The following is a 24,637-nucleotide window of genomic DNA, read 5'->3' as shown; positions in this document are numbered from 1 at the left end:
AGCGCCGGGTGTTCCCGGTTGCTTCTCTCCGGTGTTTTGATTTTTTCAAAAAAGGAAAGGGCTGCCGGAATGGTTCCGGCAGCCCTGAACCTGATCAGCCGCCTGTGGCTGCCTTGATCTTCTCGAGGGTCTTGCCTTCCATGTCTTCCACGCCGGGAGGAATGTTGGCAAAGAACTTGAGATTGTCGATGTCGGCTGCGGTGAAGGCCGCATTCACGGCTGCCTTCTTGTCTTCCGGCAGCAGGTCGGTACCACCCTTGACCGCGGCAATCGCGCCGGTGCTGCCGGACATGATGGTCACGTTTTCAGGCCGCAGCACGAAGTTGATCCACTTGTAGGCGGCATCATCCGCCTTGCCCTTGCGCGGCAGGGCGAAGGTGTCGATCCAGGCTAGTGCGCCTTCCTTCGGCGGAACGAAGACAATGTTCTGGTTCTGGTCGTAGAGCTTGTAGGCGGTGGAATCCCAGGTTTCGGACGCCACGATTTCGCCCGACAGCATCATGGCGGACAGGTCGTCGCCGCCTTTCCAGTAAGCCTTGATGTTGTCCTTGCACTCGATCAGCTTGTCGGCGACCTTGTCCAGGATGCCCTGGTATTTCTCAAGGTCTGCGTAGGCCGCGAACGGATCTTCACCCATCGAGAAGGCCGTGCCGAGCAGGATCGTGCGCTTCAGGCGCATCGAGGTCTTGCCCTTGTAGGCCGGGTCGCAAAGGTCGGCCCAGCTCGAAAGGTCCGGGGCCTTTGTCTTGTCGGCCATCAGGCCGGATGTGCCCCACTGGTGGGGAACCGCGTAGACTTCACCCTCGATCGTCGTGTTTGCCTTCACGCCGTCAAGCAGCTTGGCTTCCATCGCACCGGTGTCGATCTTTGAAAGATCCAGCGGCTTGTAGATGTCATATTCCAGCTGGGCCGCGTAGATGCGGTCGTGGCTTGGCTGGGCAAGGTCGAAGCCGGCACCACCAGTGGCGCGCAGCTTGGCAATCATTTCCTCGTTGTTGGAGAAGGTGACTTCAACATCAATGTCCGGATATTCTTCTTCAAATTTTTGGACCAGTTCGTCGGGAGCGTAAGACCCCCAGGTCAACAGGCGCAGGGTCTCTGCCTGGGCAGAGCCGGCACCGGCAAGCATGGTTGCGGCCAACAGGCCGGTTAGTGTTGTTTTCAAATGCATGACGTCCTCCTGAATGCACTCAGCGTACTAACCGGAAAAAAGCCTAGGTTGGAATTGGCCTGCCAAATATATCCATTGCAGATAATTTAGCAGTCCAATTGACCGAGGGTGCACCTTAGCTGGTGCAGCAAACAGGCAGGATTTTCTTGAGAACCTTCATGCCTTTGCGGATGTCATCCTGCGCGGAGCTGCCGAAGCCGAGGACAATGCCGCGCTGCGGTATCCGGCCAAGAGCGTAGCGAGACAGGGGGGCGGTGGTGATGCCGTGTTTGGCCGCTTCAGCGACGATCCTGTCTTCGTCGTATCGGTTCGACAAAAGGCCGACAGCGTGAAAGCCGCTGCTGGTTGGCTGCAGGTCTATGTCTCCTGCAAGACTGGCGCTTTCTGCCATCAAGGTATCGTGACGGTGCTTGTAGAGTTGGCGCATGGTGCGGATGTGTGTTGCGAACATGCCTTCATCCATGAATTCGGCAACGATCGCCTGGGTGACGGTCGGAACACCGGCAAGCCAGGTCAGGCAGACCCGCTCGAAGCTTTCCACCAGGCCTTCCGGCACCAGAACGAAGCCGAGCCTGAGGGCCGGAAACAGGGACTTGGAGAAGGTGCCGACATAGATTACCCGGCCGTGGGTATCGATGCTCTTGAGCGTTGGTGGTGGCTGGTCGCCGAAATAGAACTCGCCGTCGTAGTCGTCCTCCACGATCATGGCGTCGGCTTCATTGGCGGCTGTCAGAAGCGCCAGGCGGCGGGAAAGGCTCATGACGTGGCCAAGCGGCTGCTGGTGGGATGGCGTTACGAAGGCGAGCCGAAAGTAGGGCGCCTTGGCAAGGCCGTCCTCGATGCAAAGGCCTTCCTCGTCAACAGCGACAGGAATTGGCCTTGCGCCAATGGCAACAAAAGCGTTGCGCGCACCAATTGCGCCAGGATTTTCAAACCAGATCGGCTCGCCCGGATTGACCAGCATGCCGCCGACCAGGGAAAACGCGCGCTGGGCGCCGTTGGTGATGAATATCTGTTCGGGGTCGCACTTGATTCCGCGGGAGGCATTGAGCTGACGGGCAATCGCCCGGCGCAGCGGCATGTAGCCGAAGGGCTCGCCGTAGCCGGCAATGTGGTCGCGGTCCTTGCGCCAGTGCCGTGCGGAGAGTTTTGCCCATTGCGCCATCGGGAAGGCGTCGAGTGCCGGCAGGGCTGTGACGAAGGCCTGCGATTTGTGCGGCAGGCGCGAGCGCAAGGTGAAGTCCGGGATGGCATGCCGGGTCGCGTGGGAAAGGCGCGGCACGACGGGGGTGATGTCGCTGGCCTCCTGTGACGGCTTCGGTGCAAGGCGGGCGTTCAGCGCTTCACTCACGAACGTGCCAGCGCCTACCCTTGCCTCCAGAAGACCTTCGGAAATCAGGCGGTCGGTCGCATCGATTACCGTCGTGCGGGAGACGCCGATCTCCTGCGCCAGGGTGCGTGTGGCCGGCATCCGGTCACCCGGGGTCAATGCCCCCGTCAGCAGCAGGTCGCGCAGGGCCATGTAGAGCTGGATCGAAATTTTCTTTTCGGCCGTCTTGTCGATCTTGATCGACGAGAGCACAGCGCCGGCATGCCGTTTCATCGCATTCTCCCAAATTGGTATGAGAGTTTGCGCAAAACGGACCTTCTATCAAGTCCAATTCTGGATAAGGGTCGGTTCACGAGCCAACCCCTATCCATCGGGACCGTCCGTCCGAGGACCGGATAAGACAATGAAAATACAATCAATAGAAACATTTACCAATGAGTTTGTCTGTTTCGTTCGTGCAACCGCCGAAAACGGTGCGACCGGATGGGGGCAGGTAGCGCCTTACTACGCGGATATCACCGCGGAGGTCGTCCACCGTCAGGTTGCACCTTATGCGCTGGGCGAAGACGCTTTCGACATTGAACACCTGATGGAGATCATCCCGGAACGGGAGCACAAGTTTCCCGGCTCCTATCTGCGCCGGGCGATGGGGGGACTGGACACTGCCCTGTTCGACTTGCGCGGCAAGCTGGAAGGCAAGCCGGTGTGCGAACTGCTCGGCGGAACGCCGGGCAAGGTGCGGGCCTACGGGTCGTCGATGAAGCGTGACATCACGGCGAAAGACGAGGCGGATCGCCTCAAGAAGCAGCAGGACCTTTACGGCTTCGATGCCTTCAAGTTCCGGATCGGTGCCGAATGCGGCCGCGATAAGGACGAATGGCCGGGCAGGACGGAAGAAATCGTGCCGACCATGCGCAAGGCCTTTGGAGACGACACCGCACTGCTGGTCGATGCCAACTCCTGCTATTCGCCAGCCAAGGCCATCGAGATCGGCCGGTTCCTGGAAGCCAACGGCATTTCCCATTACGAGGAACCTTGCCCCTACTGGCATTATGACCAGACCAGGCAAGTGACAGACGCTCTCGACATCGATGTGACTGGGGGGGAGCAGGATTGCTCGCTGGTGGACTGGCAGCGCATGATCGATGACCGGGTTGTCGATATCATTCAGCCGGACGTCTGTTATCTCGGCGGCATGGTTCGCACCATGAAGGTGGCACAAATGGCGCATGAGGCAGGCATTCCCTGCACACCGCATGCGGCCAACCTGTCGCTGGTGACGCTGTTCACCATGCATCTGCTGCGGGCGATCCCGAATGCGGGCAAATATCTCGAATTCTCCATCGAGGAAGCCGACTATTATCCCTGGCAATACGGCCTCTTCACCGCGTCGCCATACGAGATTGTCGACGGGCATGCCACGGTGACCGATGCGCCGGGGTGGGGTGTCGAGATCAGTCCGGAGTGGCTGGCGAAATCCACATACAAGATCAGTTCCCTGGAAGGCTAACGATGTCCGGAGCAAGCGAACTCGTCGCGGAATATCAGGCCACGGGCACGCTGAAGGCGTTGCCCCTCGGCCATTTCATCGACGGCAGCTTCACGCAGCCGTCCCATAACCGCACCATGGAAAGTTTCGATCCGGGCCGGGGCGAAGCCTTCGCCCGCTTCACGGCGGGCACCGCCGAGGATGTCGATCAGGCGGTAAAGTCGTCAAAGGTTGCTTTTGAGACGGTCTGGCGAGACATGGCGCCGGTGGAGCGGTCCCGGATCCTTCTGCAAGCGTCCAAGCTTATCCTGGAAAATCTCGATCTTCTGGCCGTTGCCGAAACGCTGGACAGCGGCAAGGCACTGCAGGAAGCTCAAGGCGATGTGCGCGGTGCTGCGCGTACGTTCGAGTATTACGCGGGCGCTTGCGACAAGCTGCAGGGAGACAGCTTTCCCCTTGGGCCGAATTATGTCGGTTACGCCATTCACGAGCCGGTCGGGGTCACGGCCCACATCATTCCGTGGAACTTTCCGATCTCCACCGCTGCGCGCGGATTTGCGCCGGCGCTTGCAGCCGGCTGCACGGTTGTGGCCAAGCCTGCCGAACAGACGCCGTTCACAGCGCTGCTGCTCGCGAAGATCCTGCATGATGCCGGATTGCCGGCAGGCGTGTGCAATGTCGTGACCGGAACCGGCGCCGAAACCGGTGCTCCACTGACATCCCATCCGGATGTCGACCACATCACGTTCACCGGTTCGGTCCAGACGGGCAAAGCGGTGATGAAGGCGGCAGCTGACGAGATCACCCGCGTGGTGCTGGAGCTTGGTGGCAAATCGCCCGTGGTGGTGCTTGGCGATTGTGACCGGGAACAGGCGCTATCCGGTGTTCTCGGTGCGATCTACGAGAATGCCGGCCAGATCTGTTCCGCCGGATCTCGTCTCGTGATCGAGAAGAACATTCACGCGGACTTCGTTGCGGAACTGGTCAAACGCACCAAGGCCCTGAAGCTCGGGCATGGCCTCGGCAACCCTGATGTCGGCCCGGTCAATTCGGTGGAGCATCTTGCAAAGGTTGCCGGTTTTGTCGATCGAGCCAGGGCGCGGGGAGCTGATATCGTGACGGGTGGCGCCATAGCCGCCGACCCGAAAACCGGCAAGGGCTGGTTCTATGAGCCGACAATCGTCGACAGCGTTTCTGCGAGTGACGAGTTGGCGCAGGAGGAAATCTTCGGGCCGGTGCTGACGGTGCAGGTGGCTGATGATGCCGATCACGCACTGGCACTTGCCAACGATTGCCAGTACGGCCTGGTCGCAGGCATCTACACGTCGAATTTCGCAAAAGCCCATCAGCTCGCGCGCAAGATCGATGCCGGCCAGATCTACATCAACGAGTATTTCGCCGGCGGGATCGAGGTGCCGTTCGGTGGCAACAAGAAATCCGGTTTCGGCCGCGAAAAAGGTCTCGAAGGTCTCAAGAGCTACTGCAAGACCAAAAGCATTGCCGCCAGGATCGGCTAGAACTTGTCGCGTTTTGTCGGAAACGCTTTTCACTGCCTGAAATCGGGGATTTCGGCGCAAAAAGCGATGCAAGATCTTTCCAGTTAGACGCGGCACGCTCCAGGGCAGAGTTCAGTCAGCCGGATCAGAGCGATCCGAACCTGCTCAAACATCCTGTTACCTCCCCTGAAAGGCCGGTTCGGTTTACCGATCCGGCCTCTTTTTTGTTGAGGCTGCGTGTAGCGCGGGATGATCTCACACCGGAAACTTGCGCTGCTTGAAGAACTCCCAGAGCGACTTGTTCAGCGTCTGTGTCTTCTGGATCGTTTCCCTGACGAGCGTGATTTCCCGGGCATTGATCGGGCTGGACTTGCCGTATTCGATCTTGTGTTTCTGGTCGCTGATGCGCATCAGGATGGTTGAGGCATTGCGCCCCTCGTTGTCGAACGAATAGATGCAGTGATTATATTTGTTTTTCAATTTCAACGTCTTGTGCATGTCCCGCGTTAGGCTCAGCACCTCTTCCCTCAAGTCCGGTTTCTGCTCGTCGAGCTTGGCCAACCGTTCGACCAGATCAATTCGGGCACGCGACGTGTTGAGGGTCAGGAAGATCACCGTCGCGACTTCCTTGGTGACGCCGGCGAGGCCCGCGATCATGTGGATCAGCAGGCTCTCCGTGTTGGTCCACGTATAGTTCAGCCGGCCCATGAGGGCGAGAAACGTCTGGAATTCGTCCGCCATTGTGGGCGCATCTGCCGCGCTCATCTTCAGGCCTCTAGGTTGGGTGGTCGTTGTTCCGTCTGAATGTAGATCGCGGCTGCTTCCGTTCTGTTTGAAACGCCGAGCTTTGAAATGATGTGATGAATATGGAGCTTGATGGTGTGCTCCGACAGGGACAATTTTTCGGCGATATTCTTGTTCTGATATCCCTCGGAGATGAGGCATAGAACTTCGGTTTCCCGTTTCGTCAGCTTGCCGAAGCGGTTCCTGGTACGGCTGCGGTGCCTGCGCTGATGCATGGCCGGGGCTGCGCCGTAAGGCCTTTCCATTCCCATGTACTTGATGGCATCAGCCGGCAGATAATGGCCGCCGTTGAGCATGAGACGGATAGCGCCTAGCCAGAGATCGATCCGAAGGTTCATCGGCAGCACGCTCTTGATCAGGCCTTCCTGGAAATAATCGCTGATGATCGAGGGGAACGACAGATCGTCATTGATCAGCATGCAGAGGTTTGCTTCGGGGAAGTTTTTCCGCAGGCAGGCAACAGCTTCCTTGCGCTCCGCGCTGAAGCCTTCGTCAATCAGGAAAAGGCGTTTTGAAAATTCCCCACGGCGCTCCGAGCGATAAAGATCGATTTTCTGAGTGATACGGATAAAACGTCCATCTTCTATTTCCCGGTCGATTACTCCTTCCAGTTCCTTCGGAAACTTTTCGGACGCTCCAATATAATAGATTGAACCTTTATTCTCGTAATTTACGCTAGTCATTACTGTCACCCCTACAAACTAAGATAAAATTTAATTTGGACTCTCTTTCACTTGCAATTGCCAGAAACAGGGCCTGGGAGAAGCGTTTTTGTAAATATTCATCCGGCTTATTCTGCCGTCGGCATTAGCCATGCGGTTCTTAAAATAATAAAATTTCTTATCTTGTTTGTTCAGACCAAGGATAGGTGTGGGAAATGGGTGGCTGTCGGAAAATGAACATGCCGTCCAAATCGCAGTATTAACAGGGATTTGTGCAGTGACCCCCTAGTCTGAATTTCTCCTCACCCATAACTTGTATATAACAAACTTACCTTAGGTTATATTAATAATTCGATCTAGTCGCGGATCAGATTTTGCTTCAAGATATTGCAATTAAATACTTTTTTTGACCTCGCGTGATTTACCTATGTCGCTAGATATCCGCGAAACTTGAATGGTAAATGTTTAGTTAAGATTTCCGGCTTATTGCAAGCCCCCTGTTCTGTCATTGTTTTCATCGGCTGGGAGATTCTCGTATTTGTGTAAATCCTCGGTTTGTGGATCCCTATCCTCAAATTTGACTTCCAGCCGAAGAGTAAATGGAGCAGCTAAATCTATTTTGATTAGCTGATGTGGTTGTTTTTGCCATTTTCCATTTGATCTGGGGCGGTAACGCTCCTCTTAACCACGACAGCCCTATGCAAATCGATAGAAGACGATCTGCCGAGCTGTCCGATCTGAGGACAGAACCATGAGCGAATACGTTTGGCATAAAAACGAGCTGAACATCGATAAGTCGTTCAATCCGACTTATTCTAGCGAGTACAACACCAACTATAATCACGAAATAAACATCGACAATTCGAAGAGCTACGAGTGGGAATACTCGGACGACGACAACACCCAGGATGTGAACAACCAGGTGTTCAAGTATGTCGACAGTGACTTCGATCCCGTGATCAATGTGGATTTCGAGAACGGTCCTTCGGACGTCGACAACATTGACCTGGACATCGGCGACCATGCGAGTGTCGAGGACATTCTGATTGCGAAAGGCAACATCGACTTCGACCCGGGCGACGATATCAAGGTCGAAGACGTCCTCAATGATGCGCTGAACGGCCTTGGGAACGATACCGGCATTGCAATCAACAACAGCAACCAGCTGGAAGACAACGATTGGGCAAAAGACACCTTTGTCGCCAATGAAGGGTCCTTCACGCAGAAGCTGACTGCCAACGGCGGTTCGGCGGAAGCTGACGACGGTCTGGCTTTCGGTGGGTCGTCCATGACCGTGGACGCCCTCGATGATGCGACGGTGATTGGTGAAGTGATGGCCGCTGCCAATGCCGCCAACGCAACCGAAGCGTTCGTCAACGAGCTGGTGCAGGGTGCGAACATTCTCAACAACTCGGTCGACACGACGATTGTCGGCGGTGATCTCTACACCGACAGCGTTGGTGAAGACGAGCTCTAAGATGTTCGATCGGCGCTGCGGTTTTCTGTTTCGAACCTGTTTCCGAAACGCCAGCTGCGCCCGTTTCCAAGTCAGAATGCGGTGTGAACGCCGGTCTTGCGAGACCTGGCTCGCCGCGATGAACAAGGACTATTATCATGTCTGGTAAGCGTGGAACTCAATTCAATTACTCTGATTTCGATGCAGTCGATGACTCGAAGATCATCAACAAGGCCGAAGTCGTGATGAACTTCGAAGAAGGATTTGTTTATGACGACGACGATGTCGTGGACATCGACCTGGAAGAATGCGCTGAAGTCGACGAGATGCTCGTGAGCGTCAACGGCGGCATCGACTACAGCCCGGGCGACGACATCACCGTTGAAGACATTTTGAACGAAGCCCTCAATGGTGGCGGCAATGATGCCGGTGTCGTGCTCAACAACAGCAACCAGCTGGAAGACAACGACTGGGCCAACGGTACGACGGCAACCAACAACGCCGGCTTCAACCAGACCCTGAGTGCCAAGGGTGGCGATGCCGAAACCGATGACGGTATTTCGGCAGGCGGCTCCAGCGGGTCGGCATACGTCGATGCTGACATGCAGGCATTCGGTGGCCATGTCGGCACCTGGTTCGGTCATGCCGGTTTCCATGGCATGTCGGTCGACCTGGAAGGCAATCTGGAAATCGATGACCTCGGTTCCGGCAGCGTCAGCGTCATTGCTGATGACGATGCGCTCGTCCAGGGCATGAATGCGGCTGAAGCATCCGCTTCCAACGATGCATCGGCATTCACCAACACGCTTGTGCAGGGCGAAAACATCCTGAACAACTCTGTCGACATGACCATTGTCGGCGGCAACATGGACAGCCTGATGACCGGTGAAGATCTCGGCTCCCTGAGCTGATCCGGTTTGTTCCTGAATTGATTTTCAATTCCGGAAAACAGCAGCAGGCGCGGAGCTCACTTGCTCCGCGCCTGCTGAACGCGGCCTCTCGTTATTGGATTCGCGCGAGTTTGACCGCGAAAACGACCCTTCATTCAGATTAGGGGGCTGACATGTTTTTTTATGATGACCTTACGCGTGAAGCGATTTCGCATTTTGTAGGAAGCTTTTCCATGTCACTCGAGGAGGCTCGCGCCCGCCTTGAGTATCTTGAATTCCGCGCGGCACAGCTTGCTGCCGAACAGGCAGAGCAAGGTGAGACGATGGAGGCGCTGCCGACAGTCTGGCCGGACTATCAGCTGCTCGACCTCAATCCGAATATCCATTACGAATTCGATGGTTACAGCTACTACGACGACGTTCCCGCCGCCCTGAACTTTTATGAGTGGGATGGCATTGGCATGCGGGCACATCTGATGCCGCCGCCGGTTGAGGGGACTTTCAATCCCTACACCATCGCGCTGACAGGCGGTGTCCGCTTCATAACGTTCCAGCACGAAGTGCTGCCCAACAGCTTCGCCGTTGTGTCCCGGTCCGAAAACGTGCTGGAGGACAACGACTATCTGTCCAACACGGGTCTCCACTATCATTTCGATTACGAAGCACCATCGCTCCTCTCCTTCCTCGATGCGCTGGAGGCTGCCGGGATCACCGGCTGGTTCAGCTTTACGGAAGCAGACAATCCGGCTGGCAATCTGAGCGCGACCGTCGCCGCCTGGACGGAAACAGCCCAAACCATGCAAACCGGCGCTCCCGGTGTCGGGCAACAGGTTCTGGCAACCGGAGATGACACCGGGCAGCTCTATCAGAACGGTATCGTTGTCGAGGAAGCCGCCCGTCTTGACGAAGTCATCAAGCATTTGAGGGGCCGTGCTCCGGACGATGACGCCGAAGCGAACTCCGATGACGTGGTACTCGAGGGACCGCAAAGTGTCTCGGGCGAGTTCGCTTCGCTGGTGGACACCGCCGGAACTTCCGCTTCGCTGCAAATCAGTGCCGGCAACAACACACTGATCAATCAGGCCATTCTGGTGGACGTCTGGGGCAAGGCCGCGACCATAGCTGTGGCCGGCGATTATTACGATCTCGACATTATCAGCCAGACAAATGTTCTGGCAGCGCCGCATCTGGCGGGTCTTGGCGAGTGGGCGACGGATCCGAGTACCGGCAGCTACAACATCGCATCGATCATGAACACCGGTTCGGATCTGCCCATGGATGTTGCTCCGGTCGGCAATCATTCACTCTGGGATATCACCTTCCACGACGGCGACATGACCTTCGTGAACTGGCTGACCCAGAAGAACTACCTGGTCGACAACGATACCATCGTCTACCAGGAAGACGGCTCGGGCACGACGATCATGTCCGGTGGCAATATTCTGACAAATGCTCTCAACCTTACGGAACTGAGCACCTTCTTCGATCTGATCCTGATCGGAGGCGACTATTACTCGGCCAATGTGATCAGCCAGACCAACGTCATGGTCAATTTCGATCAGGTCATTGCCGAAGGTACACAAGACGCTTCCATGCCGATGCCTGACGGGCAGATCGACAATCTGCTCTGGAACGAGGCCTATATCGTTTCCAACTACAACAGTTCCGTCGTCGACCTGGATCCGGCAAGCGCGAACCGGCTCGCAACGGCAGGTGAGGAGGATCTTGGCGATGACTTCCTGTCCGGGCTCTTCAGCGGGGAAGCTTCGCCTTTCAACCAGCTGAACGTTCTTTATATCTCCGGTGATGTCTACGACATCAATTACCTCGAACAGGTCAATATCCTGGGCGACAGCGACAGCATCGCCACGCTTGGGGTCGATGTCTCAAGCGAAGGCACCAGCATCAACGGCGATTCAAACCTTCTCTACAATGCCGCGGTGATCCAGGAAGCCAGCGTGGACAATGTTGTTCGCGTCGGTGGCGACACCTATTCGGAAGCTTTGCTTTACCAGGCGGAGATCCTGACCGCAGATGTCGAGCAACCTGATCACGGCGGGGCGGGTCTTGCGTCGGAGGCCGTTGTCTTCCTGGCCGACGGCATGCTGACCAATGGTGACAACGATCTTGAATCCGTCAACCTGAACCAGGTGCCGGACGAGGTCTGTGTCGATCCGATGGCGACAATGGTCGCTTAGGGGAGGCAGCTCATGACCATTTCATATGATGTTGCCGATGGGCAGCGGACGAACCGGGCGGGTGAGCCGCAGGTGCTGGGCCCCGATGCGAAAAAGGGTGATGCACGACTTGTCGGCGCAGAGGCAGCAGCCGCTGCGGGCGGACCAACCCTGAAGTCGGGAGACGCAAGAGCGAAACCGGCGGACGGCGGCAAGTCCGCCCGGACAGGCACAGGCACTGGCACTGGCAAAGCCAAGGCTGAAAAGCCCGAGTTCCACCGACGGACGACACCGCCCGATCTTTCCAAGGCACTCGAAAACGGCGTCGCCGCCGTTCGGCGCAATCTTCTCATCGTGCTGATGTTTTCCTGCGTCATCAATGTGCTTGTGCTGTCAATTCCGGTCTATCTGTTCCAGATCTCGGACCGGGTCCTGACCAGCCGCTCGCTGGACACGCTGGTGATGCTGACAGGCGTGATCGTCGGGGCGGTCCTGCTGCAGGCAGCCTTCGATGCCATCCGCCGCTTCATTCTTATGCGCACGGCGGTCGAACTCGCATCGCAACTGGGTTCACCCATCCTCGCAGCCGCCGCACGAGCTTCGCTCAACAGCAACGGCAAGGAGTACCAGATCCTGAACGACCTGCAGCAATTGCGGGGTTTTCTGGTGTCCGGCACCATGATGGCATTTCTGGACGGTCCCTTCGCGCCGCTTTTCCTGGTCGCGATCTACCTCATTCATCCGCACCTCGGGATGATCGTCGGCGGCACCTGTGTGATCCTGCTCGTGATCGCGGTGATCAACCAGAAGATCACGTCCCGGCATTTCAGCGATGCCAACCAGAACCAGAGCAAGGCGAACCTGCATCTGGATGCCATGTCCAGGAATTCGCAGATCATCAACGCCCTGGCCATGATCCCGGAAGCGGTTCACCTGTGGGGGCGCGATACGGCTGCTTCGCTGCGCGCGCAGGTCAGTGCGCAGGACAGAAACATTGTCTCGGCCTCCATCACCAAGGCTGTCCGGCTTCTGACGCAGGTGGCGATGCTCGGGTGGGGATCCTTCCTTGCCATCCAGGGTGAACTGACCGGGGGCATGGTGATTGCCGCCTCCATTATCGGCGGCCGGGCTCTGTCGCCCATCGAGGGTGCGATCGAAGGCTGGAACCAGTATCTGCTGTCGCGCAATTCCTATGGCCGGATCTCGACACTGCTGAAATCCTCGCCGCTCAACTCCGAACGTCTCGTTCTGCCCAAGCCGCAAGGTCGGCTTGATGTCGAACGCCTGCTTTACGTGCCGCAGGGGACCAAGCGGGTCGTGCTCAACAGCATCACCTTCTCGCTGAAAGCCGGGGACTCTCTTGCGATCATCGGCAACTCGGGAGCCGGAAAAACCACACTCGGCAAGATGCTGGTGGGATCCATCCTGCCGACATCGGGCGCGGTGCGTCTGGACCTGATGGACCTGCGCAACTGGAACCAGCGGCAGCTGGGTGAGAACATCGGTTATCTGCCGCAGGACGTTCAGCTCTTCCCGGGCACGATCAAGCAGAACATCGGCCGCATGCGCGAAGATGCTTCGGACGAGCAGATCTACGAAGCTGCCTGTCTGGCCGACGTGCACGCCATGATTTCCGAATTGGCCCACGGCTACGAAACGGTCGTTGCGGCCGACGGTGCACCGCTGTCAGGCGGTCAGAAGCAGCGTATCGCGCTTGCCAGGGCGTTCTTCGGCAATCCACGTTTCGTCGTTCTGGACGAACCCAACTCAAACCTGGACACCAATGGCGACGAAGCGCTTGCACGGGCAATGGCACATGCCAAGGCCGAAGGCATCACCGTCGTCGCGATCACGCAAAAGCCGTCCCTGCTGAAATGTGTCGACCGGATCCTCGTTCTGGCCGACGGCTCCATCAGCATGTTCGGTTTCCGCAACGAGGTGCTGGAACTCCTTGCCGACCGGAAGAAACAAAGAGCGGTTCAGCAACAAGGATAAGCGTTGGCAGCCGCCAGGGACGGCTCAAGCCAGGGGGAAAAGATGAGCAACGCTCTGACACATCACGAACCGATGGACTGGTATTCGGCAGTGCCGAGATCGATTTTCTGGCACACGCTGATCGGCGTTTTCATGCTGGTCTTCTTCATAGGAGGCTTTGCCGCCTGGTCCTTTACCGCGCCGTTGGCAGCCGCCGTGATTTCAAGCGGAACCTTTGTCGCAACCGGACAGAACAAGCAGATTCAGCACTACGAAGGCGGGATCGTGAAGGAGATCCTGGTGCAGGAAGGCGAGCGCGTTCAAAAAGGCGATCCGATTGTTCGTCTCGACGAAACCGTCGCATCCGCAAACGAGCGACAGCTGGGACTCAAGCTGGCGCGGCTAGAAGCGATCAACGCCCGTCTGCGCGCCGAATATCTCTGGCTGAAGGAGGTGGAATTCCCGCAAACATTGCTGGACCTGAAGGACGATGAGGAAATTGCCACCATCATCGCCGGCCAGAAGCTGAGTTTCATCGGATCCCAGGCCAAGCTGACGAGCGATATCAGGATTCTGGAGAGCACGATCGAATCCCTTCAGCACCGCCGCGACGGCTACCGTGAACAGCATGATGCCATGATCAGGCAGCTTGCGATCCTGCAGGAAGAACACACGGGCAAGAAACTTCTCTTCGAAAAAGGCCTTCTACTGAAGCCGACCCTGAATGCACTGGAAAGAGCGATCGCAGAAGCGGAAGGGCAGATCGGGAGACTGGCATCGTCCATGCAGGAGGCCAATGCCCAGGTCCTGCAACACCAGGAACAGGTCAAGCAGACACGGGCTGCCTATAACGAGAAGGTGCTTGATGACCTGCAATCGATCGAGGCCGAGCTGGATGCGGCAAGAGAGCAGTCCCGCAAGGCGCGCAACGTTCTTGAACGTGCCGTCATTCAGGCACCGGTTTCGGGCACCATCGTACGCATGCACTACCACACAGCCGGTGGGGTTATCGAAAGCGGCAAGACGATTGTCGAGATTCTGCCGTCCGACGCACCGCTGATCATCGAGGCACTGATTTCGCGAACCGATATCGACAGCGTTCATATCGGCCAGCAGGCCACTGTTCGCCTGTCCGCCCTCAATCAACGCACCACTCCGGTGCTGGAAGGCGAAGTGCAATATGTGTCTGCAGATGCAATCACCGACAACAGTACGGGCATCATGCGTGAAGTTTACGTCACTCGCATCGATATCTCGCCGGGCGAACTGACAAGGGTGCTTAACTTCGTTCCGACCCCGGGCATGCCCGCGGAAATCATGATCCAGACGGCCGAGCGAACCTTCATGCAGTATCTGACCAAGCCGATCGTCGACAGCATGTCACGTGCCTTCCGGGAGGAGTAGGCAACTGGAAGCATTTTACGGTCGACAGCCGCTTTTCAGCGCAAGATTTGCGGGACTGCGCAAGGTGGCTGATCAACCCGGATTGTCTGATGTGGTCTTCAGGCAATGTCCGCCTTGGCCGGTTCGTTAGTCGCGGACCGGCCGCTTTTTTGGGATTGTACTGGTTGAAGTGGGACAGCTGCAGTCAGGTGACGCTGCGAAAAGAGGGCTTGTTTTCGCAAGGTAATCCGCCAATTATGAAAGCGGTGTTTCCAGGACTTGTACCAAGCCGGAAACAGGGTTTTCATGTGATTGCGCCAAATGCGAAACCGGGTCGAACTGCTGTTGAAGACTTTTAAAATCAACGGATTGGCTGTCTGGTCTGTTGTGGTGTTTCTGGTGCTGACGGGCCTGTCAGCTCACGCGGCGACGGACCCGTTCGCGGAACGGCGCATGGCGCTTGTGGTCGGCATTGCGGGCTATGAGAACGCTCCCGATCTGAGCAACACCACCAATGACGGCAAGCTGATTTCGGATACCTTGAACGAACTGAATTTCGAAGTGTCCGAGCATTTCAACATCGGGCTTGCGGAGTTCAGGGAACTGCTGGACCGTTTCGCCTTCGAGGCGGAGACGGCGGATGTGGCTCTCGTCTATTTTGCCGGACACGGGATCGAAGTCGGCGGACGCAATTTCCTGGTTCCCTCCGACGCCAAGGCCGGCAGCCGGCAGCAGGTTGCCGATACCTCGATTTCTCTCGATGACATTCTGGAAGCGGTCGACAAGGCGCGGCAGCTCAGGATCGTGATCCTGGATTCCTGCCGGAACGACCCGTTTGCCGATGTGGGCGGGCAGGAAACGCTCACCGTAAATCAGGGGGCTTACCGCCGCGGGCTGGCAGCACCTTCTCCCGAACGCGGCACGCTGGTGGCCTACGCCGCCGAAGCAGGAGCCGTTGCACTGGATGGGGCGGGTGAAAACAGTCCGTTTGCATCGGCACTGGCCCAGACCTTGAAGATCAGGGATCTGGAAATAGGCCTTGCCTTCCGGCAGGTGCGCGATTCCGTGCTGAAAGCCACCGCCAACGCGCAGGAGCCGCACACCTACGGTTCACTGTCCGGCAAACCCTACTTCCTTGCGGGCGGCAGCCAGGAGGTCAACGTGCTTGCGGCGGCAGACCGTCTTAACGCCTGGGGGCGCCTTGAAATCAGCCAGGAAGAGCAGTTGCAGGTGGCAGCAAGGGAGGGCGACAGCAGGGCGCTGAAAGGCCTTGCCTACATGCGCCTCAACCCGAGCGAGGACCGCTACGATCCCTCCCGTGCGGCAGCATTTCTGGAAACCGCATCGGAAGCGGGTGATCCTGAAGCCATGTTCGAGCTTGCCCGCATGTATGAGCGCGGCATTGGCGTCGAACAGGATGTCGAAAAGGCATTGGAACTGTTTCGCAAGTCCGCAGACGAGGGCTTTGCGGATGCCATCAACGATCTCGGGTTCCTTTATTATCAGGGTGGCCTGGGGATCGCGCGTGATCCGAAAAAGGCAATCGAGCTGTTCGGAAAGGCTGCCGATCAGCGGCACCCGGAAGCAATGTTCAATTACGCAGCCCTGATCGATGACGGTGTGGTCGATGGCAAGGAACCGGACGATGCGGCAGAATATCTTTATCGCGCCTTGAGATCCGGCAACGAAGAAGTTTTGAGCCAGCTCTCGGAAAACCCGAAGATGTTCAAGGCCACGACACGGCGCTCCCTTCAACGGAAACTTTCAGAACGCTCTTTCTATACCGGGACCATCGACGGCCAGTTCGGCCCGCAGACCCAGAGAGGTCTGCGCAAAGCTTACGGGCTTTCCGAATAGGGGCCAAAGCGTTTTCCGGCTGAGATCGATTTCCGCCTTCCAAAGCCTTTGTTGCGCGTTGCATGACGCAAGGTAATTTTTGACTTGTTCTTTTATTCCAAGGGGTTAAAATTGAAAAAGAACAATCAAAAGAAACATTTCGGGAAATATCAATCCCTGATTTCAATGTAGACAGTGCAGACGTTTTTCTAAGTCTTATTGCAGATTTTTGCTGCTTTTCCGATAGCAGGTGTCGCGCCAATCGTGATTGCTGCCCGGTTCGATCAGTTGTCTCTGGTGATTTGTTCGATGTGTTTGAATAGTTGATTGGAGGAAGTCATGTTTGGAAACAGGTTTTGCGCAGGTGTGGCCGTTGCCGTGCTCGCCGGACAAGTCGTGACGGCTGCCAGTGTGCCTGCTTATGCGGTCGCCGTGCCGGGTGGCCAGTCGCTTGCGCCGGCAGATCCATTGGGTTCGGTTCTGGAGGAGCTTCTGCTTGCCCAGTACAGCTCTTCCATGAGTAGCGAGCCGTCTGGCCCTTCCTATGATGTCGATAGGCAGGAACGCGACCCGAAGCTGAGCGCATCCTATGATCTCGACGAAAGGGTCACCCGCGGTGTCATCTGGATAATCCAGAACGGCAGCAACGAGTGTCGCAATTCCATCCGGCCCGAATACCGCTTCGACTGTTTGAGGAATGTTCTGGGGCGCGCCGCCTCGACAATTGAAAACCGGCCAAACTATCGCGACGCGGCGCGGGAATTGCGGAGCCTTTCCCGCAAGCTCGATGGCATTGTTTCGAAATACCAGGACCGGAGCGCTCCGCGCGCGGCCGTGGGTCAGCGTACCTACCGGGCCGTTTCCACGGCCAATCTCGAGCAGGCTCGCCGTGAAGCATCGGAAGCCATCGACGAGAGCGTCACCAAGCTGCTGCGTTCTGCTGGAAACTCGGAAAAGCGCAAGACGCATTATTCCCAGATCGCAACCGCTGTCGGGTCCACCAAGCGTTTGCTGCGGTCTTAAGTATCATCGACCTGGCTGGCGGTCGCCTCAGTCCGCCGGCTGCTGATCCGGGATCTCCTCCGGAGTGATGACCGGCGTTTCACCGACATCGGGGGCAGGTTCGACAAGCTCGCGGTCTCCGACCGGGGCTGGCTTCAAAACACCATCGCAGTCAGAGAGGCTGGCAGTTTCTTCAGTCTCGGTGGGAACCCTGTCTTGCGACTTTGCGCCGGGCTCAACCTTGCAGTCGTCGCTCTTGTTGTCTGCAAGAGCGGTGCCGCACACAAGGGTCAGTGCGGTGGCAAGGGCTGCAATCGTCCGGACATTTTCGTGCGGGCGCATACTATCCTCCAATGGATGTCTCTCCATTGGAAACGCCCGAACCGTCATCGGGTTCAATTCGAGTGGATTGACCGGCTCCGCCAATGGGTGGAACCGGCAAGTTGCTTGTACGTACTCTTCAGTCGATCAGGTGATGGTCTGGCCGGTCTTTGCCCAATCCGCAAGGAACTGCTCCAGTCCCTTGTCGGTCAACGGGTGCTTGACCAGCGCCTTGATCGTTGCCGGCGGCACGGTTGCCACATCGGCGCCGATCAACGCGGCTTCCTTGACGTGATTGACCGTTCGGATGGAGGCGGCAAGAATTTCGGTCTCAAAGCCGTAATTGTCGTAGATCTGCCGGATCTCGCGGATCAGATCCATTCCGTCCATGACCATATCGTCCAGTCGGCCAATGAACGGGGAAATGAAGGTTGCTCCGGCCTTGGCCGCCAGCAACGCCTGATTGGCGGAAAAGCACAAGGTGACGTTGGTCTTGAACCCTTCGGCAGTCAGTGCACGGCAGGCTCTTAGACCATCCAACGTCAGCGGTAGCTTGATGCAGATGTTGGGGGCGATCCTTGCAAGCGTCTTGCCTTCCCGCACCATTGCCTCGAACTCGGTCGCCGTGACTTCGGCGGAAACCGGACCTTCGACAATGGAGCAGATCTCGCGGGTCACTTCGGTGATGTCCCGGCCGGACTTGAGGATCAGGGACGGGTTGGTGGTAACACCATCGATAAGGCCGAGTTCTGTGAGGTCGCGGATGTCGCTGACATCCGCCGTGTCGACAAAAAACTTCATGTCTCTCTTTCCGTTTGGAATGGCGGGCAGCGTTATCCGCGGATCTTGCGGGCGGCCTGCTGCAGCAGCTCGAAAGCCTCGTACCGCTTGTTGTGGTAGGATGTGGCCTCGGCGCCGCCGGGTGCATAGGTTTCGCCGGCTGCCGACATGGCGGCCATGGCGGCCGGAATGTCCTTTTGCAGGCCACCAGCGACAGCGCCGAGCATGGCCGAGCCGAGAAGGACCGGTTCCGCGGTTTTGGGAGCGGCGATCACGAGGCCCGTGGCATCCGCCAGAAGCTGGCGCACCAAAGGGCTCTGGCCTGCACCGCCACTGACGACGATGGTGTCCGTCCGGATGCCCTTTGCGGACTGTGCCTCGACAATCTGTCTGAGGCCGTATCCGAGACCGCAGATGCCCGCGACATAGAGCCTGACGAGAGCGGTAATGGATGTGTCCATATCGAGGCCTGCAATGACGGCCTTGGCTTCCGGATCGGCAAACGGTGCACGGTTGCCGAGAAATTCAGGGACCACATGCAGACCGTCTGCCAGCCTTGATATGTCTGTCCCCTCCGGTGCAAGCCGCTCGGCTTCCGCAGCAAGCCACTGGTTGAGGCCGAGACCTGCTTCCCTTGCCTGCTTGAGGGCCTCAGTGGAGGCCGGGTGGAAACGGACCAGATGGTCGATGGCGGCACCTGCCGCCGACTGGCCCGCCTCGTTCAGCCAGAGGCCTGGAACCATCGCGGAGAAATAAGGTCCCCAGACGCCTGGCACGAAGGCCGGTTCTGTTGTCGAGGTCATGGTGCAGGCAGAGGTGCCGAAGACATAGGCCATCCGGCTTGTCGCCGATCCCGCCTCTGTCTGGTCCTGCCACCCGACCGTGCCGACACCGCCCGCATGTGCATCGATCAGCCCGGCAGCAACGGGTGTCCCTTCACGCAGACCCAGGTCTGCCGCCGCTTCTGCCGTCAGTCCGTTGCCCAGAGCCGTTCCCGCATCGACAATGGTGGTGCCGATGCGGTCAAAATCATTCGCGCAGAGTTCGGCAAGACCGATGGACTGGAAATAATCGGCGTCCCAGCGGCGTTCATGACCAAGGTAGGTCCATTTGCAGGTAACCGTGCAGATGGACCGGGCAAGGCTGCCGGTTGCCCGCCATGTCAGGAAATCGGTCAGGTCGAAAAAATGCTCGGCTTTGCCGAAGATCTCTGGCCGGTTCTCTTTCAGCCAGAGCAGCTTCGGAGTTTCCATTTCCGGTGAAATCTGGCTGCCGACATAGCGCAGCACGTCGTGGCCACCGGCGTTGATGCGTTCGGCCTGGTCAAGGGCGCGGTGATCCATCCAGACGATTATGTTGCGCTCCGGATGGTCCGTATCGCCTACCGGCAGCGGGCTGCCTTGCGGGCCGATGACCACCAGCGAACAGGTGGCGTCCATGCCGATCCCGGCCACATCGCCCGGATCGATCCCGGCCGTGCCAACCGCTTCGCGTACGGTGGCGGCCACGGTTTGCCAGATGTCGTTGGATGACTGTTCGTAAAGGTTTGGGCCCCGGTTGAAGAGGGCGATGTCACGTTTTGCCGATGCAACCAGATTGCCGGACTGGTCGAACAGACCAGCCCTGGCACTGCCTGTGCCGACATCAATACCAATCAGAAATTTGCTCATGCCTCAAAGGTCCACACTTTGCGGCAGAATGACAAGGTCCCTGATGGTGACGCCGCGCGGGCGGCTAAGCATGAACAGGACGGCATCAGCGACTTCCCGAGGCTGCATCAGGCTGCCGTTGGCAAGGGCTTCGTCCATCTTTGCCTTGGGCCAGTCATCGAGAAGGGCTGTAACCACAGGTCCCGGCGCGACCGCTCCAACGCGCACCCCGTGTTCGGCGACCTGGCGCCGTACCGTGTGAACGAAGGCCTGCACGGCAAATTTCGAGGCGGTATAGATCGGCTCCCAGACGACCGGCACAAGGCCGGCGATGGAACTGGTGACGATGATGTCACCGGTCTTGCGTTCCACCATATGCGGCAACACGGCGCGAATGGAGCGGAACGCGGCATTGATGTTGAGATTGAGCACCTTGTCCCACTGGTCCGGGTCGCCGTCGACGACGCTGCCACCGACATAGGCTCCCGCGTTGGCGTGGAAGATGTCGAGGTGTCCGGTCTTTTCCACGATCCGGTCCAGCATGCCATCAACTGCGGGCCCGTCCATCAGGTCGACCACCAGTGGAATGGCGTCCGGCCCGAGCTCCTGGCAGATCGCATTCAGTCTGTCTTCGGCACGGTCGATCAGGACCACCCGGCAGCCGGCTGCAAGCAGGCTCCTGGCGCATTCCAGGCCGATCCCGGACGCGGCACCGGTAATGGCCGCGACCTTGCCTTTGAGTTCATCGGTCATGTTCGAAATCCTTGAATTGAAATCCGGTCAGGCGCGGCCGTGAGAGACGCGGCTCTGGCGGGCGAGACTGTCGACGATGACGGCAATGGCGAGCACGCAGCCGGTGATCATGTAGCGGAGCGAGGACGACATGTTCAAAAGCGTCAGCCCGTTGGAGATCGACTGGATGACGATGATGCCAAGCAGCGCCGACCATGCCGACCCGCGTCCGCCGAACAGGCTGGTTCCACCGATAACGGCGGCTGCGATAGCGTTGAGGTTGACGTCACCGGTGCCTGCCTGCTGACTGGCGGAGGCAAGCCGTGCGGAAGACAGAACACCGCCGAGGGCCGCCAGCAGCGAGCACAGCGCAAAGGACGTGAGGTAGGTGAAGGTGACATTGATGCCGGCTCTGCGCGCAGCCTCCGCGTTGCCGCCGACGGCCTTCACGGACCGCCCCCACTGGGTGCGTGTGAAGACATAGTTCATGACAACGACAAGCAGGGCGAAGAGGCCGAACATCCAGGGCACGCCGCGACCGAGGTTCAGATAGAAGACGGCGGCTTCGAAGGCGATGGTGGTGAACAGCGCCTTGAACACAAGCCCGCCAACAGAGCCAACGGAGAGATTGGCTGCCTGGCGCTGGCGCCGGTTGCGAATTCCCATCACGAGAATGGCGACGCCAGGCAACAGTGCGACTGCGTGAGAGGCCCAGGCCGGCATCATCAGAAGCTGGCCGAAGTTCACCATCCAGGAGCCGTAGGGCAGGTTGATGGAGCCGGTGGAGCCGAGCATGTAGAGCTGCAGGCCGAGAAGCGCCAACAGACCGGCGAGGGTCGAGACGAAGCTGGGCATGCCAAGCTGAGTGCGCAGCAGCGCATAGACCGAGCCGATGACCGCGCCGGTGCTGAGCGCCGCCAGGATCGCCAGTGGCAGGGGAACCCCCTGGTTGACCCAGAGCACGCCGATCAGGGCCGAGCCGACGCCGCTCATGGAGCCGACCGAGAGGTCGATCTCGCCGAGCATCAGCACGCAGACGATACCGAGCGCGATGACGCCGACTGTCGAGCAGTCGAACAAGAGGTTCACAAGGTTGTTCGGCGTAACGAACAGCGGATTGAGAATGGTGAAGACTGTCCAGATGACGATGAGGCCGACTATGACGGGCAGGGAGCCGAGGTCGCCTGCCTTCACACGATCGATGAAGGCGCTGATGACGTCGGTCAGGCTGCTGGCATGCTTGACGCGCGTATCGCTGCGGTCGAGCAGCCGGGGTTCGGGAGCGGAGCCGTTCATGGTGGTTTCCTTGTTTATGCCGTGGCGCCTGCGGCCGCCCGTTTGCTGGCGCGGCGGGTGACGGCATTGTCGGTTGCGCCGGTAATGGCTCCGACCAGTTCCTCGTTGGACGATTGCGGCGAGAACACACCGTTGTTGCGGCCAAGCCGCAGCACCACGATGCGGTCTGCGACCGCGCGCACGTCTTCCATGTTGTGGGAAATCATGATGACGCCGAGGCCCTTGTCGCGGACCCGCTCCACCAGGTTGAGCACTTCCGCCGTCTGGGCAACGCCAAGGGCGGCGGTCGGCTCGTCCAGCATGATGATCTTCGGGTTGAGCAGCAGGGATCGGGCAATGGCGACGGTCTGGCGCTGGCCGCCGGACAGCGAGGCGATCGGTTCGCGCACGCTTGGAATGCGGGCCGCCAGCTCGTTGAGCAGCTCCCAGGAGCGGACTTCCATGGCCACTTCATCCAGATGCCAGGGACTGCGTTCCTGGCCCAGGAAGATGTTGGCAACGACGTCGAGGTTCTCGCACAGGGCGAGATCCTGGAACACGGTTGCGATGCCAAGGTGCAGGGCGTCGCTCGGCCCGTGCATCGTCACCGGCTTGCCTTCGAAGTGAATGGTGCCGGAAGTCGGCGCGTGGACGCCGGAGAGCACCTTGATGAGGGTCGATTTTCCGGCGCCGTTGTCACCGACAAGGGCAACGACTTCACCTGGATGGACGTCCAGCTCGATATCGGTCAATGCCGACACCGCGCCGAAGTTCTTCGAAATGCCCTTGAGGCTCAGGATCGGCTGCCGATCCGTGGCGGATTGGGGAGAAGTGGCGGTCATCTTGTCCGGCTCATGGTTTTCTGGGTCCTCTGGATGGCCGCCCGGCCTTCCGGGTGTCGACCCTTGGGGTCGGGCGGCCTGCTTGGGAGGAGGAGTTATTGGATGCCGAGTTCCTTGCAGCCTTCGGCATAGCGGCCCGTGCACAGTTCCTCAGCCGTCTGGATGCCCATATCGATGATCTCTTCCTTCAGGTTCTCGCGCGTGACCACGGCCGGAACGAACAGCTCGGAAGGTGTTTCGTAGAGCGTTGTCTTGGCTTCCGGCGTTTCCCCGTTCAGGAACTGCACGGCAACCTTGGCAGCCGCCGCGGCAACGATTTCAGAAGGCTTGGAGATCGTGTTGTACTGGTCGCCGGCGATGATCAGCTGCAGGGCCGCGATGGTGGCATCGTTGCCGGTTACAGGCGGAAGCGGGTCGACGCCGGCAGCCTTCAGGGCGGCAATGGCGCCGCCGCCGGTGCCGTCATTGGCCGCTACGATGCCGACGATCTGATCGCCGAAGCGGGTGATCTGGCCGCTGGCCCATTCCTGGGCTTTGGGCGGTGCCCAGTCCGGCGTGTCGAATTCGGCCAGGGTCTTGTACTTGCCGGTGGCGATACCTGCATGAATACCGTCCTTGATCAGGCCGGCAGCGGCATCGGTGGGCGAGCCGTTGATCTGCAACAGGCCGCCTGCCTCCGGTGAGATGCCCTGTTCTTCCAGATGGCGCACCAGGGACTCGGCGATTGCCTTGCCGATGCCTTCATTGTCGAAGGAGACATAGTAGTCGGCGGTCTTGTCCGGGATCGGGCGATCGTAGGCGATCACTTTCACGCCCTGGCTCTGGGCAAGGGCGACGAGCGAGGCGGCCGCGCTGGAATCCACCGGATCAAGCACAATCACCTTGGCGCCCTGTGTCAGAACGGAGTTGAACTGCTGCTGCTGGCGCGCCACGTCTGCATCCGCGTTCTGGTAGATGACGGTGCAATCCGGGCAAAGCTTCTCCATTTCCGCCTTGAAGCCCGGGAAATCATGTTCCTCGTAGCGGGTTGATGCCTGGTCTGGCATCAGGAATGCGACGGTGCCGGATGCAGCCTGGACAGCGGTTCCCTGCAGCAGGGCGGCGGCAACGATGGCCGCGCCGGCAAGTTTCTTGTTCATCGGGTTCATTTCAGTTTCCTCCATCAATAAAACGGTCCGTCGGCCCCGTCCTCGGGTGCGCTCAAGACCGGTTGGTTTCCTGAAAGACCACTGCTAATCTTGGCCGAGCATGATCGAGTCCGCGCAGAAACCCTGACGCTTTAGCCGGTGCAACGGCACGGGGCGTCTTTACGGGTTCCGGCGGATGAGAGGATCTACCTGCCGCTTCGGTTAGTGGGTATTTCAGGAC

Annotated in this window: 20 protein-coding genes; 9 read left to right on the top strand and 11 right to left on the bottom strand. The window is 58.6% G+C overall.

The window, feature by feature from the left end:
• Positions 1 to 94: 94 nt before the first annotated feature.
• Together HCG46_RS27930 and HCG46_RS27925 are read right to left on the bottom strand one after the other, a co-directional pair.
• Complete coding sequence (locus HCG46_RS27930; protein ID WP_023000096.1) at positions 95 to 1,171, bottom strand: extracellular solute-binding protein; 1,077 nt, start codon at positions 1,169 to 1,171, stop codon at positions 95 to 97.
• Positions 1,172 to 1,286: 115 nt separating this feature from the next.
• The gene (locus HCG46_RS27925) at positions 1,287 to 2,774 is read right to left on the bottom strand and encodes a PLP-dependent aminotransferase family protein (protein ID WP_055661528.1); all 1,488 of its coding nucleotides are present in this window, start codon (positions 2,772 to 2,774) and stop codon (positions 1,287 to 1,289) included.
• Positions 2,775 to 2,904: 130 nt separating this feature from the next.
• Here HCG46_RS27925 and HCG46_RS27920 point away from each other — a divergent pair, with 130 nt between their 5' ends.
• On the top strand, positions 2,905 to 4,011 hold the full coding sequence (locus tag HCG46_RS27920) for a mandelate racemase/muconate lactonizing enzyme family protein (RefSeq protein ID WP_168688118.1): 1,107 nt from the start codon (positions 2,905 to 2,907) through the stop codon (positions 4,009 to 4,011).
• A 2-nt stretch (positions 4,012 to 4,013) separates the two neighbouring features.
• Positions 4,014 to 5,507 carry an aldehyde dehydrogenase family protein gene (locus tag HCG46_RS27915; RefSeq protein ID WP_168688117.1) on the top strand — a complete coding sequence of 498 codons (1,494 nt, stop codon included), beginning with the start codon at positions 4,014 to 4,016 and terminating at the stop codon, positions 5,505 to 5,507.
• A 234-nt stretch (positions 5,508 to 5,741) separates the two neighbouring features.
• Here HCG46_RS27915 and HCG46_RS27910 read toward each other — a convergent pair whose 3' ends face one another.
• Together HCG46_RS27910 and HCG46_RS27905 are read right to left on the bottom strand one after the other, a co-directional pair.
• The gene (locus HCG46_RS27910) at positions 5,742 to 6,251 is read right to left on the bottom strand and encodes a hypothetical protein (RefSeq protein WP_286185567.1); all 510 of its coding nucleotides are present in this window, start codon (positions 6,249 to 6,251) and stop codon (positions 5,742 to 5,744) included.
• Between the two features lie 2 nt (positions 6,252 to 6,253).
• The gene (locus HCG46_RS27905; protein WP_168688116.1) at positions 6,254 to 6,973 is read right to left on the bottom strand and encodes a response regulator transcription factor; all 720 of its coding nucleotides are present in this window, start codon (positions 6,971 to 6,973) and stop codon (positions 6,254 to 6,256) included.
• Between the two features lie 730 nt (positions 6,974 to 7,703).
• Here HCG46_RS27905 and HCG46_RS27900 point away from each other — a divergent pair.
• From HCG46_RS27900 to HCG46_RS27870, 7 genes are all read left to right on the top strand, one after another.
• A complete protein-coding gene (locus tag HCG46_RS27900; RefSeq protein WP_023000102.1) occupies positions 7,704 to 8,429 on the top strand; it encodes a hypothetical protein in 726 nt (241 codons plus the stop codon).
• Between the two features lie 137 nt (positions 8,430 to 8,566).
• Positions 8,567 to 9,319 carry a hypothetical protein gene (locus HCG46_RS27895; protein WP_023000103.1) on the top strand — a complete coding sequence of 251 codons (753 nt, stop codon included), beginning with the start codon at positions 8,567 to 8,569 and terminating at the stop codon, positions 9,317 to 9,319.
• 212 nt (positions 9,320 to 9,531) lie between these two features.
• Positions 9,532 to 11,496 carry a hypothetical protein gene (locus HCG46_RS27890; RefSeq protein ID WP_168688115.1) on the top strand — a complete coding sequence of 655 codons (1,965 nt, stop codon included), beginning with the start codon at positions 9,532 to 9,534 and terminating at the stop codon, positions 11,494 to 11,496.
• Between the two features lie 12 nt (positions 11,497 to 11,508).
• Positions 11,509 to 13,470, top strand: a complete 1,962-nt coding sequence (locus HCG46_RS27885) for a type I secretion system permease/ATPase (protein ID WP_168688114.1) — start codon at positions 11,509 to 11,511, stop codon at positions 13,468 to 13,470.
• 42 nt (positions 13,471 to 13,512) lie between these two features.
• Positions 13,513 to 14,853, top strand: a complete 1,341-nt coding sequence (locus HCG46_RS27880) for an HlyD family type I secretion periplasmic adaptor subunit (protein WP_031269001.1) — start codon at positions 13,513 to 13,515, stop codon at positions 14,851 to 14,853.
• A gap of 324 nt (positions 14,854 to 15,177) precedes the next feature.
• On the top strand, positions 15,178 to 16,689 hold the full coding sequence (locus HCG46_RS27875) for a caspase family protein (RefSeq protein ID WP_209009654.1): 1,512 nt from the start codon (positions 15,178 to 15,180) through the stop codon (positions 16,687 to 16,689).
• A gap of 318 nt (positions 16,690 to 17,007) precedes the next feature.
• Positions 17,008 to 17,691, top strand: coding sequence for a hypothetical protein (locus HCG46_RS27870; RefSeq protein ID WP_023000108.1), 684 nt, complete (start codon positions 17,008 to 17,010; stop codon positions 17,689 to 17,691).
• A 27-nt stretch (positions 17,692 to 17,718) separates the two neighbouring features.
• Here the strand turns inward: HCG46_RS27870 and HCG46_RS27865 are convergent, their stop codons facing one another.
• From HCG46_RS27865 to HCG46_RS27835, 7 genes are all read right to left on the bottom strand, one after another.
• Positions 17,719 to 18,012, bottom strand: a complete 294-nt coding sequence (locus HCG46_RS27865; RefSeq protein WP_168688089.1) for a hypothetical protein — start codon at positions 18,010 to 18,012, stop codon at positions 17,719 to 17,721.
• 126 nt (positions 18,013 to 18,138) lie between these two features.
• Positions 18,139 to 18,792: a fructose-6-phosphate aldolase gene (gene fsa, locus HCG46_RS27860; RefSeq protein WP_168688112.1), complete on the bottom strand. Its 654-nt coding sequence runs from the start codon at positions 18,790 to 18,792 to the stop codon at positions 18,139 to 18,141.
• 32 nt (positions 18,793 to 18,824) lie between these two features.
• Positions 18,825 to 20,441: an FGGY-family carbohydrate kinase gene (locus HCG46_RS27855; RefSeq protein WP_168688111.1), complete on the bottom strand. Its 1,617-nt coding sequence runs from the start codon at positions 20,439 to 20,441 to the stop codon at positions 18,825 to 18,827.
• 3 nt (positions 20,442 to 20,444) lie between these two features.
• A complete protein-coding gene (locus HCG46_RS27850; RefSeq protein ID WP_023000112.1) occupies positions 20,445 to 21,173 on the bottom strand; it encodes an SDR family oxidoreductase in 729 nt (242 codons plus the stop codon).
• A gap of 27 nt (positions 21,174 to 21,200) precedes the next feature.
• Complete coding sequence (locus HCG46_RS27845; protein ID WP_075283601.1) at positions 21,201 to 22,448, bottom strand: ABC transporter permease; 1,248 nt, start codon at positions 22,446 to 22,448, stop codon at positions 21,201 to 21,203.
• A 14-nt stretch (positions 22,449 to 22,462) separates the two neighbouring features.
• Positions 22,463 to 23,269, bottom strand: coding sequence for an ATP-binding cassette domain-containing protein (locus HCG46_RS27840; RefSeq protein ID WP_055661540.1), 807 nt, complete (start codon positions 23,267 to 23,269; stop codon positions 22,463 to 22,465).
• 95 nt (positions 23,270 to 23,364) lie between these two features.
• The gene (locus HCG46_RS27835; protein WP_062491318.1) at positions 23,365 to 24,417 is read right to left on the bottom strand and encodes a sugar ABC transporter substrate-binding protein; all 1,053 of its coding nucleotides are present in this window, start codon (positions 24,415 to 24,417) and stop codon (positions 23,365 to 23,367) included.
• Between the last annotated feature and the right edge of the window lie 220 nt (positions 24,418 to 24,637).

The sequence above is a fragment of the Labrenzia sp. PO1 genome (genome assembly GCF_012273635.1).
Taxonomy (GTDB): domain Bacteria; phylum Pseudomonadota; class Alphaproteobacteria; order Rhizobiales; family Stappiaceae; genus Roseibium; species Roseibium algicola.
The sequence above is the reverse complement of the archived record's forward strand: the minus strand, read 5'-3'. Positions and strand labels throughout refer to the sequence as shown.